At 32.5% G+C, this 14,010-nt stretch carries 11 protein-coding genes; 1 reads left to right on the top strand and 10 read right to left on the bottom strand.

Annotated elements, in window-relative coordinates:
* Positions 1 to 45 precede the first annotated feature (45 nt).
* The 3 genes from I6U49_RS07510 to I6U49_RS07520 are packed head-to-tail and all read right to left on the bottom strand — an operon-like array spanning position 46 to position 3,050.
* The gene (locus tag I6U49_RS07510) at positions 46 to 1,011 is read right to left on the bottom strand and encodes a glycosyltransferase family 4 protein (RefSeq protein ID WP_198628199.1); all 966 of its coding nucleotides are present in this window, start codon (positions 1,009 to 1,011) and stop codon (positions 46 to 48) included.
* A 30-nt stretch (positions 1,012 to 1,041) separates the two neighbouring features.
* Positions 1,042 to 1,935 (bottom strand): polysaccharide deacetylase family protein, encoded by an 894-nt coding sequence (locus I6U49_RS07515; protein WP_198628200.1) that lies wholly within the window; start codon positions 1,933 to 1,935, stop codon positions 1,042 to 1,044.
* A 38-nt stretch (positions 1,936 to 1,973) separates the two neighbouring features.
* Positions 1,974 to 3,050, bottom strand: a complete 1,077-nt coding sequence (locus I6U49_RS07520; protein WP_198628201.1) for a glycosyltransferase — start codon at positions 3,048 to 3,050, stop codon at positions 1,974 to 1,976.
* A 249-nt stretch (positions 3,051 to 3,299) separates the two neighbouring features.
* Here I6U49_RS07520 and I6U49_RS07525 point away from each other — a divergent pair, with 249 nt between their 5' ends.
* Complete coding sequence (locus I6U49_RS07525) at positions 3,300 to 4,262, top strand: beta-1,6-N-acetylglucosaminyltransferase (protein WP_198628202.1); 963 nt, start codon at positions 3,300 to 3,302, stop codon at positions 4,260 to 4,262.
* Between the two features lie 21 nt (positions 4,263 to 4,283).
* On the opposite strand, the gene I6U49_RS07530 is transcribed toward I6U49_RS07525, so the two are convergent.
* The 7 genes from I6U49_RS07530 to I6U49_RS07560 all read right to left on the bottom strand — a co-directional run bounded on the left by I6U49_RS07530 (position 4,284) and on the right by I6U49_RS07560 (position 13,881).
* Entirely contained in the window at positions 4,284 to 5,333 is a 1,050-nt protein-coding gene (locus I6U49_RS07530; RefSeq protein ID WP_198628203.1) for a glycosyltransferase family 2 protein, read from the bottom strand.
* The gene (locus tag I6U49_RS07535; protein ID WP_198628204.1) at positions 5,330 to 6,577 is read right to left on the bottom strand and encodes a hypothetical protein; all 1,248 of its coding nucleotides are present in this window, start codon (positions 6,575 to 6,577) and stop codon (positions 5,330 to 5,332) included. Before I6U49_RS07535 ends, I6U49_RS07530 begins: the two co-directional genes overlap by 4 nt.
* The gene (locus I6U49_RS07540) at positions 6,574 to 7,977 is read right to left on the bottom strand and encodes an oligosaccharide flippase family protein (protein ID WP_193710583.1); all 1,404 of its coding nucleotides are present in this window, start codon (positions 7,975 to 7,977) and stop codon (positions 6,574 to 6,576) included. The genes I6U49_RS07535 and I6U49_RS07540 overlap by 4 nt, the downstream gene beginning before the upstream one ends.
* Positions 7,978 to 8,061: 84 nt before the next feature.
* Positions 8,062 to 10,374 carry a GumC family protein gene (locus I6U49_RS07545; RefSeq protein WP_198628205.1) on the bottom strand — a complete coding sequence of 771 codons (2,313 nt, stop codon included), beginning with the start codon at positions 10,372 to 10,374 and terminating at the stop codon, positions 8,062 to 8,064.
* Between the two features lie 15 nt (positions 10,375 to 10,389).
* Complete coding sequence (locus I6U49_RS07550; RefSeq protein ID WP_198628206.1) at positions 10,390 to 11,205, bottom strand: polysaccharide biosynthesis/export family protein; 816 nt, start codon at positions 11,203 to 11,205, stop codon at positions 10,390 to 10,392.
* A gap of 37 nt (positions 11,206 to 11,242) precedes the next feature.
* Positions 11,243 to 12,589, bottom strand: coding sequence for an exopolysaccharide biosynthesis polyprenyl glycosylphosphotransferase (locus tag I6U49_RS07555; RefSeq protein WP_198628207.1), 1,347 nt, complete (start codon positions 12,587 to 12,589; stop codon positions 11,243 to 11,245).
* Between the two features lie 605 nt (positions 12,590 to 13,194).
* Entirely contained in the window at positions 13,195 to 13,881 is a 687-nt protein-coding gene (locus tag I6U49_RS07560; RefSeq protein WP_198628208.1) for an MCP four helix bundle domain-containing protein, read from the bottom strand.
* Positions 13,882 to 14,010 lie beyond the last annotated feature (129 nt).

Here is a 14,010-nt window from a genome sequence, read left to right on the forward strand (position 1 = left end):
AATGGAAAAATCGTCTTAAAAAGCCCTGATTTGCCGCAAGCTGATTTATTGAACCAAAAGGCTTTGGTAGACATCATAAATATTAGAACAAACTTTTTCTTGGTTCAAAGCCAACTGTGTTATCTTTTCACTACCATTAGTAAACCTGTCTTTGGGAGCTAATTTTAGTATTTCACATACTTTTTCTGCCAGCAGGCAAGCATCAAAAGAATCTACTACGGCACAGTTTTTTACTCCATTTAATAAATTTGCTACATCCCCTACCCTGGTGGTAACAATGGGTACACCACAAACCATAGCTTCTTTAACAATTTGGGGAGAGCCTTCACTAAAGGAGGTCATTAAGAGACAGTCTAATCGGCTTAAATTTTGAGCCATTTCTATTCTACTGAAATTGGCAAATTCTAAAGTTTCTATTTGAAATCCCTTTTCAAGCAAAATATTGACCACTGCTTTAAACAAAGGGTAATTTTTCACTTCCCTGTTTCTATCTGAAGGGAATCCAATTACTAGTTTTTTGTTCTTTAAGTTATTACGTGCTACTTTAAATATTTTTGTATTTATCCCGCAGGGAATTTTAACCGATTTATTTTGATATTTCCCGAGTTTAGAGGCCATTTTATCATTTAGAATAATAATCTTATCGGCCCTGGCAGCAACCATGTGGCTAATTTTCTGCATTAATCCCTCCCTTTTTTTAAATGAAATTATATCGCTACCATGAAAGGTTACAATTACAGGTACTTTAATTAAAGGATTTAGTAGTAAGAAAATCCCGGCCAGGCCAAAATGTATATGAATAAGGTCGAAATTACCTTTAGAAATAATATTCTTAATTTTAAAAATACTGCTGAAATAATTTAAATATTTGTGCCGGGAACGATCAATAACAAACAGTTTATAGTTGATACCATATACTTTATGACAATACTCAACCTGTTCTTTGATGAACACTCCTTCAAAAGGTGTAGCTTCTGAAGGATACATATTGGTTACATATAGAACATTCATAAACTTCTACAGAATGGTATTTTATAATTATTAATCTTTAAAAAACCGCTGCCATATCCCCATCATTCGGCAAATAGCTTCAGCTTCAGATATTCCTTCATAAATGCAGAATCGCGGTAGTTCATAAATTTTCTGAAGCTTTTCTTTAGTAAGGTAGTCTGGCTTTGTAGTGTACGCTGAAGAAAAATTTAGCTTTTTTAAATAATTGATTTCCCTTTCGGAATAATCTCCATTAGGATAGGCGAAAGAAAAAACCTGCCTGTTTAACCATTTTTCAATTTGAAACTTAGAATTCTTAATCTCCCTGAAAGACTCCCCATCTTCACAATTTATAAGAATAGGATGGTGAACCGTGTGGGCACCTATATTTATATACCTGGAATATGATGCCTTTTTTAGTTGCGATAAATCTAAAGCCTGCCTTTCTAAACTAATTTTCTTTTTTACTTTGGCTACTAATCTTTCTCGTTCCTTATTTGAAACTTGCTTTAACTTTTTGACGGAAGGAAAATCCATTCCTAAATCCTGGGCTTTTGTAATATATGGCCACCAATAATTCCCATTTTCAATAGCATCTGTAGCTACAAAAATTGTAATGGGCACCTGGTGTTTTTGGGCTATTTCAATAACATTTTTTTCATTGCTTAACCAGCCATCATCTACAGTTATAACCACTGCGCTCTTTGGAAAGGGTTTCTTGTTATTTGCAATGGCCACAATATCTTTTTCAGATAGAAAAATAAATTTGTTTTTTTTTAACCATTTAATGCAAAACTCAAATAGGGAGGCATCTGGTGCATGAAAGTAAATCGAAATTATAAATTCCCCACGAAGCGCCTTGTTTTTAAGCCTTTTTGAAAGCCCAAAAAGAATAAGCAACCTGGAAATAATTGAGGCGTAAAAATTTTTAATATTATTTCTCAAAAGGTCTATAATTATCTGTTACTTTCTTCTTAAGAAAGCTAATTGGCAAGCTTTCTCACCAAAGGAATAAAATGATTTTTCACGGCATTCTCCCAGGTATTGTTGGAATATGCTTTTATAATTCTTTCACTACAAAACTCCTTTTTATTCTCCTGAAGCTTTATAATTCCTTCACAAAACGAATTAGGGTTATCCTTAACAATAACACCAGACCAGGGTCTAATAATTTTCTTATTTTCAAAAGTCGCGGTTGCGATTACGGGCAAACCGGAAATTAAATATTCAAAAGTTTTGGTGGGGGTTTGATATTCGTAATATGGCAATATGGGCACATAAGACACACCTATATTTGCATTCTCAAAATAAGGTTTTAAATCTTTTTGAGGTATATACCCCAGTATACTTATATAAGGTGAAAGCCTGTAAGATTCTACATAAGCCTTTAGTTCTTCTAATTCGTTATTTGGCCCGTCCCCAATAATTTCAAACTTAATACTATCATTCTTATAACCTGTTCTCTCCAGGAATTTGTGGAAACCTTTCACGCAGTCTATCATATTTCTATTATCAAAAGTGCCCACGTATAATAGTTTTAGGCTATCAAAAGACTTATGATTTGTATTGAAGACTGCCCCACCCAGCGGAAGTATCTCATATTTGTTTCTATTTAAAAGTTTGCCGAGCCCACTATTAATCACTGCTACATTTTTAAAGAAAGAGGTTTCAAATTTTAGCATAAGATCATAGACATATCTTTTGCTGGCATTTGGCATCACGCCAAAAGTATCTACATACATTAAAACGTTAGCTCCCGGATTTAGAAGTTTCACCAAAGAAATTCCTCTTACATAAGTTGTTAGCACAAGGTTATATCCCAGCGAAATCTCTTTATAAAAAGCCTTTAAAAGTTTAAAATTTCTTTTTAACAGGTTGCCCTTTCTGCTTACATATTTCACTTTAACAAGAGATAATTCTATTTTTGGTAATTTGTAATCCCAACCTACATAGGTTATATCAAAATCATGCCTAGCAAATTCACAATATTTATAGGTTGTTGTAGAATAACCAAACTGCGCAGACCCCAGTATAAGTATTTTTTTCTTTTCCTTTTTCAAATTAAAAGTGCCTTAGTATTAGCCGAAATTCACCAACCGTATCTATTTCTAACATGTTTAATTCAGTGTTCAGGTATCTATATAATTATACAAAAACCTTAAATAAGGAAATCATATCTTATTATTAATCAGAGAAATAATTTGAGATAGCCCCCTTTTTTTTATAAATTTAAATAGCTTACCAAAGCGCCTACTTAAGTGAAAAGAAGTAATTAAATTATAAAACCTATTGCCTTTAGAGTAATCCCCATGAACATAAGCTACCTAATTCTCGCTCACAAAAATCCATCTCAGTTTCATAGAATGGTAAAAAAACTAGATGCAGAAAATGTTTATTTTTTTGTTCATATAGACAAAACTGCAGATGATGTTCCCTTTAAACAGGCATTTATAAATTATAAAAATGTTTTCTTCATTGAAGAAGAAAAGAGAATGATAACGCCCTGGTCCAGTATTGGGATCTGTAAAGTCACACTTCTTCTTCTTAATAAGGTAATTAAAAAATTCACTTCCAATACTTATTGTGTGCTTCTATCTGGGCAGGATTATCCACTTAATAATAATGAACACATCTATAATTTTTATCAATCAAATTATGGAAATAATTACATTGTAGCGGAAGAGATTAAAGATATTTGGCCGGAATGGGCAAATAGATTTGAAAGATATAATTTCCACCTTCCCAATAAACGTTTAAACAGAGGCATCTTTCCTATTTTCGACTCCAGGTTCTTAACACTTCGTAATTTTAAACACATATTTTATCTACTAAGAAACCTTGGTTTTACAACTACAGTTAATACAGTATTTAAGCCTAAAAGAATTCATCCAAATTACCTGGAACCTAAAGGCGGTGACACCTGGTGGGCCCTCCCCGTGGAAACAGCTATTGAAATAATTAATTATTTAAAGAAAAACCCAGACCTTTTAGAGTACCATGCTTATACCCATGTTCCCGATGAAACTTTATTTGCGAGTATTGTAAATAAACTAAAAGAAAAAGAGCAAATAAAAACTACAAATACCTATACTAACTGGCTCAGAAATGATGTTGAATTACCGGTAACTTTTAAAGAAAATGATTTTGAAGAATTAAAACAAGCCAGTAAAAATTATCTATTTGCAAGAAAATTTGATGTTGCACAGGATAGTGCTATTCTCAACAAATTAGATCATTATATTAATCATCAAAAAACTAATATTTCCTCTTAAATGAAACTTTCCATAAGTTTTTCATGTTAATTTAAATTCAAATTTATCATATTTCAAAACACATCTAAGGGCTAGCTTAGAATAGGCTATTGGTTTTATAGACCACCGATTTTTTCGTGATTTTTTAATGAAGAAGGATAAGGTCTTTAAACCAAAACCAGAAGCTTTTTTAGACAAAAAGAAAAATTGCTCGGCCACAATATCATTAAATACCTGAGTATCATATACCATTTTTTGATGATTCGCAAGCTGTAAGTTTTCTAACCACGAACAACATTCCTGAAAATGAGAAAACTTAGAGAAAATTTTTCTTGAACAAATAGCATGATGTAAACGCAATTCATATTCGGAAGCACGAATATCCAAATTTGCCAAAGCCTTCTTATAAACTGTTTTTAAAATATGAAAAGTTTGTTCTTCTCTATCTTCAAAGGATTTCATAATACTGGTTTCAGAATCGCGATAATGATATAGAACTTCCTGGATATTAGAAAACTTTAAATATTGAGAGCAATTAAAAATAAAATCGTAATCCTCACTTATTTGAAGCCCCTCATCATATTTTAAATTGTACTTTTTTATTTCCGATAACCTAAGCATTGCGGTTGCATTTGGAACACTGGCCGGTTTAAATAGAAGTGATACTTTTATCTTTTCAGAACTTTTAAAAGCCTTTGTTACATAATACGTTTTAGAGTCTTTAAACCTGGAAAGCCAGGTACCACAGCCGCCAAAATCTAAGTTATTTTGTAGAAAATTCAGTTGTTTTTCAAATCGGGTAGGTTCGTTAAGATCATCACTATCTGTCCAGGCAATAAATTCGCCCCTGGCCTCCTGCAAAGCAAGATTTCTACAGTGGGCTACCCCTCTGTTTTCTTCAAGATTAATCAATCTAATACGTGCATCTTTATATAAAGAAACTACGCTATGGGTATCATCTAAAGAGCCATCATTAATTATTAGCAATTCAAAATCCCTGAATGTTTGATTAAGCACACTTTCTATAGCTTCACCAATATACCTTTCGGCATTATAGGTTGGCATTGCTACTGTTAAAACCGGATTTTTCATTTGGAAATCATCATTTCACGATCTATCTCTTTGGCTGGCTCTGGCTCTCGTGATTTACCATTTCCCTGCCCTAGATAAACGGCCTGGTACATATATAGCACGTAAACCGTAATTATTAAATAGTGATAGTGGTAAGTAGTATACCAGGTTAAACTGGTTAAAAGCATAAACCACAAATAGTATTTTAAGTATTGAAAATTTCCCGGAAGCGGAATTATAAAACTTTTTATAAAAATAAGTAAGTAGGCTATAATGGCGAGTACACCAAACATAACATAGACTGCTATAATACCTACATCAGATAAAAAATATTCCTGTGTTACCCCTAAACTATCTACATACAGGCCAAAATTTGAAACTCCAAAATACGGCACCCCATTTCCCAAAATTTGAGTGCTTAAATTCGGAGAGAAATCGGTTAAAAAAAATTCTCCCGCCAAAACACGAATATAATTTGAACCTAAATTAGCATCATTACGGGTAGAGTCTATTAATCCATCAATAATTGGATGGTTTACATATTGTAGAAAAATTATAATGCTAACCAAAGAAGCAAATACCACTAATTTCTTCCAAGTTCTAATACTTCTTATTACGTGATATAGATAAATTAAAAGTATTCCCACTATAAATTGCCGTGTTACCTGCATTACCGGGATAACAATTCCGGCAATTGCTAAAAGCAGCCAAAACCACTTGTTTTTATCCTGGGAGGTTAATTTATTAATCGCAATAAAACTGGTTAAAACAAACACACCACCTCCCGGAAATATAATTCTTGTAATTCCGCGAGAAACTAAAAATTCATCTCCCCACAGCGGTTTTCCAAAATAAACGGTGCCACTGGTTATAAACTCGAATACGTATAAAAGGATGTACAGTGAACCATAAAATACAATTATTTTTTCTAGAATATTTACGGGAAATTGAATATGCCATAAATAAAAAAAAATAAATACAATTAAATATGGTGCTACTGCTATTAGACTATCCAACAAGCTTTGATCCCAATATAAGCCCGCCATTATTATAGAAATAAACATAGCTATAAGCAATAACTGCACAGGAAAAACAAATCCTTTATTAGTCGGTAATACATAGGGAACAGAAATAAAAACTGTAACTATAAGGGTTAAAAACAATAAATAATTAAGAAGACTATTATCTAAAAACCGTGCATCAAAAAATTTTAATGAAATAATAATCAGCAGAAAAACAAAAGCTATTTCAAAATGTCTTTTCATTTAACAAATAAAGGCTTATAGATTTTAAAAGAATATGGAAGCAATAAGCTTAAAATAGTAAAGCATATTATTAATTTATAGAATAAAGATATCCCTGAAGCTAGATAATATGATATTACAAATAAGCTTATAGCGAGTAACCAAATTCTAAGGTCGTACTTAATCTTTATATTTAAAGATTTTTTAAATGTGAGCCATACATAAATTAAACAGGCACCGTAAGAAACTACATAGCCATAAGAAATTCCAAGCGCACCATATTTACTACTAAAAAAGAGTACGGGAGTACATACTAGAAAGTAAACAATACTAAATCTTAAAATAAGCTTTTCTTTATTTGCTGCTCCCAGTACTACACCTACCATACTATCTACCGATGTAAAAAATAAATACCACACCTGCATTTGGCAGACTTTAATTGCGGGTAAGTATCCATCAGGGAATAATAATATCACTATTTCTTTAGAGAAAAGGGTAAATATGAAGCAAATAAGCATAGAGGCAATCATATACACCCCAAAACCAATAGATAAATACTTATAGAATCTAGACCTGTTATTACTCCACATGGCCGATAAATTTGGAAATATAGCACTTAGAGACATTCCCACTACCAGTGATATAGGGCCTAACAATCTTTCAGATAAATTAAAATATCCAATTTCGTTGTTGGTAGAATTTATATCTAAAAAATTATTGGCAAGACTGGTTAAAGGCAATAGAATAAGAATCATCGCAAAATACGGCCAACTTTCCTTAATTATTTGCTTAGCAGAAACCCTAAAGTTCTGAACCTTGCCTTTAAATAACTTATAATATTTAATAAAAGCTAAGTAAAGAATAGCCTTTACCAGTGTTATTGAAATATAAAGCAAAAAAATAAAGCTAATACTTATGCCTTCGTCGAGAATAAAAAATACAATTACAAACCAAATAAGGCTATAGGTTAGATTAATAACCGCAGAAGGCAGCATTTTTTGATTTCCATGAAAGATTAATTCAAATAAATTTGCAAAGCAACCAAACAGCGAGAAAACAAAAATTAAAAACAGGTTATTAAACGATAAACTTCCGAAGTAATAATTATAAATGTAGTAAATAAACGATAGAGCCATTATGGCCAGTACCCTTAGAATTGCCCCATTAACCAATAAATCATTAGTATGTGATGAATCTCTGGCAATGGTTCTTATTACAATATTTCTATTTCCTAAATCCCCAATTCTTAATAACAGCATTCCCTGAGCTATAAGAAAAGTAAACAGGCCATAATCATCAGGATTTAAAATACTGGTAATTTTAAGTACCGTAACCAAACTTATAAGTTGAGCTATAATAGTACCTATGGTTAGGTAGGAGAAATTTTTAAATACTATATTACCCAGGATTTTTTTTATCATACGAGAAACCAAAATCAAAATTCTGGCTATTATTCTTTATAGTTCTGGTTAATTAGAAGTATCCATAGAATCGTATTGCTTTCGCTATTGTTTAGCATAAGAAGCCATTCTATGTTTTAAATCATAACCATAGCCATAATCGGTTTCAATCATTCCTCTATTTTTTAGACCATTAAAAACTATAGAAACATTTTTAAGGGCCTGTATGCCTGCAGATTCGTCCAGCCTTTTAAGAGATTCTTTTGAAGTATAGCCATGCCTTATAACCAATAAGGTTTTTTCGCAAAACTCTGCTATAAGGTTTACTTCGGCCAAAATATTTACAGGAGCAGTATCTATAATAACATATTCGAAATCATTAGACAGTGTATCCACTAAAGAAGCCAGGTTTCCGTTTAGGAGAATTTCAGTATAATCATCTGCTTTGGCTCCGGTACCAATTACAAAAAGGTTGGGGTTAACCTTAGAGGGATGAATAATATTTTTATAAGTTTCTTCACCTTTTAAGTAACCAATAATTCCGCTAGAATTAGATACATCAAATAATTCTGATGTATGATGTTTTCTGAAATCCATATCAACAAGCGCTACCCGCCTTCCGGTTTGAGCCAGGCTAAAAGCCAAATTAGAACTCACAAAACTCTTCCCTTCCCCAGAAATTCCAGAGGTTACCAATATTCTCTTATCATGAATATCCTGACGGTATAAGCCCAGCCGCGCACCCAACTGCCTAAACTGTTCTATTAGCACAAACTCCTTTGGTTTTGTAAATTTCTTCGCCTTTGAGTTTTTAGCGTAAAACAGTTCTGCAATCACCGGTATTTTGGTGTGATCCTCAATATCTGACCTATACAAAACTTTGCCGCTAAGAATTTCTTTTCCAACCACATACCCACTACCTGCTCCCACAGCAAGAAACATCGCAATTAAATAGGTGAAAAGTGGCTTAGGGCTTACCGGTTTTATAGAAGCCTCAGCTTTATCAATCATCGCACTATTTTCATTTGTTGGCACATTGGCCAGGGCTGCTTCTTCCCTCTTTTGCAGAAGATAAGAGAACAAATTATTCTTAATTGCTTTTCGTCTATTTATTTCCAAAAGGGTTCTTTCCTTTCCCGGAATATTCCTCAAAGTAGAGTTAAACCTTATATTGTTAGAATTTAAGCTACTTAGCCTTGACTCTAAATTCTGTCTTTGACTTTTTACGTTTTCTAATATACTGGGCCTTATTTTAGATATTTGATTAGAAATAGAAATTAAAATCGGATTATTCTCCCCAGTTGTTTTCTTTAATCTTTCATATTCTACTTCAAGGTCATACAGCTTCTCTATAAGCTGCGATAATATGGGATCGCTAATTCCAAGTGTAGAAGGAACCATTCCCCCGGCGCTACCTTTTGAGATTACATAGTTTTCAACATTATTTAATACCGCCAACTGAAGCTCCAGTTCTGAAATTTGCTTATCGTTCTCACCAACATCTTCAAGGTATAACCTACCTTGCTCACTCAAATCTATTACCCCCTGGTTCGATTTATATTCCTGTATTTTATACTCAAGCTCGGCTAAATCTTCTTCTACATTTTCTATTCTTTCATCTATAAAAGTCATTGTATTTAACGCAAGTTCATTCTGGTCCTGAACAATCTTTTGATTATACTGCCAAATTAATTGGTTAAGAATATCTTCGGCTTTTTCTGGTACCTGATCCTTTATGCTTAAATTAACTACCGATGAAAGCTTATTGGAAGTACTTATATCTAATTCATCAATTAAACCTGCAGTAATTATTTTAGGATTCAATAAATAAAAAAACAAAGGGTCTTGTGCTGTTTTATTGACGTTTTCATTCCTGGTAAACATAATACTATGCCCACCAGAAATATTTAACCACGTATTCAAACTATACTCCTTTCCTAAATAAATAACCTTTTCTTTCTTAAAATTATATTCAAAAAAATGCTTTTCAGGTTCTTCATCTGCAAAGCCTATCTTCTCAGGATTTTCAACAATCACTTTAATTGGGCTGGAAGTATAAGCCGATTTCGTTTTAATTCCGGCATCTTCATAAATAGGCGCATAAAGCCCCAGGTTTTTCACTACGCCTTTCATTAAATCCCTGGACTTTAAAACTTCAATTTCATTCTCAACAATCTTTTTAGAATCAAAAGGATTTATACTTTCCATTATTTTAGAATCATCTACCCCCTTCTTTTCGTCCTTAATCATAATGGAAGCAGATGCCTCATAAACCGGAGTGGTATATTTTAAATACCCCCAGGCTGCGGCAACACAAACCACAACAAGCACCAGGAATAAAGGCCAAAAAGGAAAAAATGTTTTTATGATGTACCTGAAAAGATTATCCTCTTTTCCGGTTTTAGAATTGTATTTCATGGCTTTGCTATTTAATTATAGGAACCTGTCAAAAGCAATGACAGCGAGGGAGAGGGTACTAATGATAATAGGTAACCATTGATTGATTCTACTTGTAGAAGCGACCTTAGATTTGTTAGCTTCCACATAAATAATATCATTAGATTTAAGGTGATAATATGGCGATGTAAATATTTCTTCCGAAGTTAAGTCAAGCCGGACTAACTTTTTTACATTTCCTTCTTCCCGTATTAGCAAAATATTGTCGCGTTTTGCATAAACGGTAAGATCTCCGGCAAGTCCCAATGCTTCTAGTAAGGTTACTTTTTCGCTAGGAATAGTCACAACCGATGGATTCTTTACTTCTCCCAATACTGAAACCCGGTAATTTAGGTACCTAACGTCTACTATTGGTTCTAATAAAAGTTTTCGGTCTATTAATTCTTCTGTTATTTCTTCCCGTAATTGCTGTTTTGTTTTTCCTGCTGCTTTTAGGCTACCCAAAATTGGAAACCTAATAAATCCCTCGTGGTCTACCAGGTAACCTGAAGCCTGAGTAGTAGTTCCTGTAGCTGTTGAAGTTTGCGTTACCGAAACATTAGATGCATTAAAAACTTCGGTAGCTTCAGGGTTTAAACTACTAACCGAGATACTAAGCAAATCGTTTTCCTGAATTACAGGTTCCATATTTTCAAATCTAGACCTGAATTCGGTATCGGGAATATCATTAAAATAGGTGGCTTTCTTAACATTCACGCAAGAGCTTAGTGAAATTATGGAGATAAAGATTAATATCTTCAATTGAAAGCTTTTTTTAGGGACAAGCGCTAAGGGTGAAGTTGAATTTTTCATAGGAGGTGACTAATTTTATAAAAAGGATTGCTAACATTTAATAAGCTTTTTCTTCGCCGTAAAAACAATTATAAATAGTTTGGTAAATAATTTTCAGGTCTAATAATGCCGTCCATTTTTCCAGGTAAAAAATATCCATTCGGGTTCTATTAATAATATCTGATTTTCTTATAATTTCGCCCCGATATCCCCTTACCTGGGCTAAGCCGGTTATACCGGGTTTTGCAAAATGCCTTACCAGGTATTTATCTACATTATGCTCGTACTCTATGGTATGAAGCTCCATATGGGGCCTGGGACCAACCACACTCATATCGCCAAGAAACACGTTTATAAATTGTGGTAATTCGTCTATGCTGGTCTTTCTCAGAAATTTTCCAATTTTAGTTACTCTTAAATCATTACGTGTACACATTTTACTATTAGCCTCAGTATTTACGGCCATAGACCTAAACTTATAGCACCAAAAAATCTTTTTGTCTTTCCCGTGACGTAATTGCTTAAAGATAACCGGCCCTTTAGACTCAAAAAGGTTTAGTATAAAAAGCAGTGGTATTAACCATGAAAGAATACATATAATTACAAAAGATGAAAAGACTATATCAAAAATGCGCTTACCATATTTTGCATAGTTTTTTTCAAGTGGGGATTTTCTTAAATTAAGAATGGGCAAGTTTTCAAAAATTTCAAATTCCATAGAACTTGAATAAACCCCTTTATTATCTGGAATTAATTTTAATTTAGCTAAGTGATTGTCTGAAAACGCTCTAATTCTAAGCAGTTCTTCTTTAGAAAATCGGCTAACTGAACAATAAATCTCATCTACCTCCTGATTTATTATAAAACGAAAACAATCTTCAAAACTACCAAGATAATTACCTACAGCCCGCTTTTCTTTTTTATTGTGGAAATACCCCAGGTATCTATACCCATAATCCGGATCATTAAAAATATTCTCAAGCCGAGTTAGATTCGAGTCATTTCCTAGAATTATCACTTTCAATGAGTTACCACCACCCTGACGATAGAATTTTCTAATCTCAAAAAAGAACCACCTGTAAAACAACAGGAAAAACAACAACGACAATAAAACTAAAATTTGTTTTTTCGGATCAAAGTCAATCTTTAGGAAAGCTAATACACTAAAGTAAGAAAGCACAAAAACAAAAAAGTGCCGTAAAAACTTGTGAAATTTATGTCTAAATTTCTCTTTTCTATCAATGCTGTAAAAATTTAGCCCAACACCTATTAACAACCAGGAAATATTGATACTTATAGCCAAGGTTTCGGTATAAGTTTCGGGTGTTAGAAAATACAAACTCAGATTGATAATCATTAAATGAATAACAACTGATAATGGAATAATAAAATAAGACCCCTTCACAATTTTAATATTAGATTAATAGTGTAATTGTTTAGATGAAGAACATTTTGTAAAATGCTCAAAATTCATCTATTGCGGGGGGTGGTAAGAGTATTTTAAATCTTCAAAATTTATCATGACTTCGTCACAGTGAGTCCCATTTATAATGATACCGGGGGTTCACTTTAATTCTGAAATAATAAGTTCAATTTTAGATAAAATAGAAAATGGGGACTTCTATATTTTATACCGTTAGCACAGCTTTATTGCTATTCTATTGGGATAGTAAATTTTAATATTTTAAAATTAAGGGTAGCTGGGGGGAAATAGGAATAGAAGGTGGAGGCATCTTATTCCTACATAAATTTACATATAATTAGCATCCACTTGATGTTTTTTCGATATAATACCTAAAACATTGTTAATCAGCATTATCATTCAAAATAAAAATAAGCACTCCCTAAAAAAGCATACGTAAAAACGAAACGTTTTATTGATAAAAATCAATCTTTATCCAAAAAAAGAAAGCATTTTAATTAAAGAAAAACAAAAGAAAAAAAATTAAAAAACTTGACAATTTTGAAAATTTTAAAGAAAATTCCTACAATTTACTCTAATAAAAACGCCTAATTTAATTCAAACTTCTGTTTGGGACGGCGAAGCAGTTCTTCTAAACCAAGAAGTCGCAGGATAAAAATGCCAATTAGAATGGTTAAAGCAATTTTAAAATAGTTTAGGAGTGTATGCATACCTGAGTTAGATTTGTAGTGAGCCAAAAGTTCTTCTCCTACCTCTGGCTGAATGCGCGCCATATTATGCAAATCTAAATCCAATATTTTAAAATATTCGTTGGTATTCTTTTTAATAAGATAACGCGCCGTATTATAATCGTTCTCCTGTAGATTTTTAAGTATGGTATTTTCCAGTATTAGATATTCCTGGTAATGTTTATTAAACTCTTCAAAATAAATAGCTTCCCTATCTACTAAATAAGTGTTCCCATATTCTTCTACTAGCTGATTAATCCGGGCATTATAAGCTTCAATTTCCTCTAAGTTTAATTTGGCCACAAAATCACCACCATCTTCAATATTTTCAAAAAACATTCTTTTTTCGTGGAGTATCCTGGAGAGTTCATACATTTGGGAGGCAGGTAAAAGCCTATCTTGATAAAGGGAAGAAAAATCCTGGTCTATACTTTTTAAACTCTGTTTTTCTATAAATTCTGTAATTAATAAAAGAGCAAAGAATATACTTAATATTAAAATAAGGCGTTTCCGCTTTTTTGGCTTTATGGAATACAAATCTTTCATTTTAATAAATTAAGCATGTAAATACACCTATCAATTTAATAATTTTAAGCGTTATATTTATAAAAAACACCAACAAAAAAAGCCTTAATTGAAAAATTAACAATTAAGGCTTTTTTTTATCTTAAGACA

This window comes from Salegentibacter maritimus (assembly GCF_016236915.1).
GTDB classification, from domain to species: domain Bacteria; phylum Bacteroidota; class Bacteroidia; order Flavobacteriales; family Flavobacteriaceae; genus Salegentibacter; species Salegentibacter maritimus.

Excerpts from the sequence above, each read along its gene's own strand:
- I6U49_RS07510 (WP_198628199.1), bottom strand. The coding sequence starts at position 1,011 with ATGAATGTTCTATATGTAACCAATATGTATCCTTCAGAAGCTACACCT.
- I6U49_RS07525 (WP_198628202.1), top strand. The coding sequence starts at position 3,300 with ATGAACATAAGCTACCTAATTCTCGCTCACAAAAATCCATCTCAGTTT.
- I6U49_RS07530 (WP_198628203.1), bottom strand. The coding sequence starts at position 5,333 with ATGAAAAATCCGGTTTTAACAGTAGCAATGCCAACCTATAATGCCGAA.
- I6U49_RS07535 (WP_198628204.1), bottom strand. The coding sequence starts at position 6,577 with ATGAAAAGACATTTTGAAATAGCTTTTGTTTTTCTGCTGATTATTATT.
- I6U49_RS07540 (WP_193710583.1), bottom strand. The coding sequence starts at position 7,977 with ATGATAAAAAAAATCCTGGGTAATATAGTATTTAAAAATTTCTCCTAC.
- I6U49_RS07545 (WP_198628205.1), bottom strand. The coding sequence starts at position 10,374 with ATGAAATACAATTCTAAAACCGGAAAAGAGGATAATCTTTTCAGGTAC.
- I6U49_RS07550 (WP_198628206.1), bottom strand. The coding sequence starts at position 11,205 with ATGAAAAATTCAACTTCACCCTTAGCGCTTGTCCCTAAAAAAAGCTTT.
- I6U49_RS07560 (WP_198628208.1), bottom strand. The coding sequence starts at position 13,881 with ATGAAAGATTTGTATTCCATAAAGCCAAAAAAGCGGAAACGCCTTATT.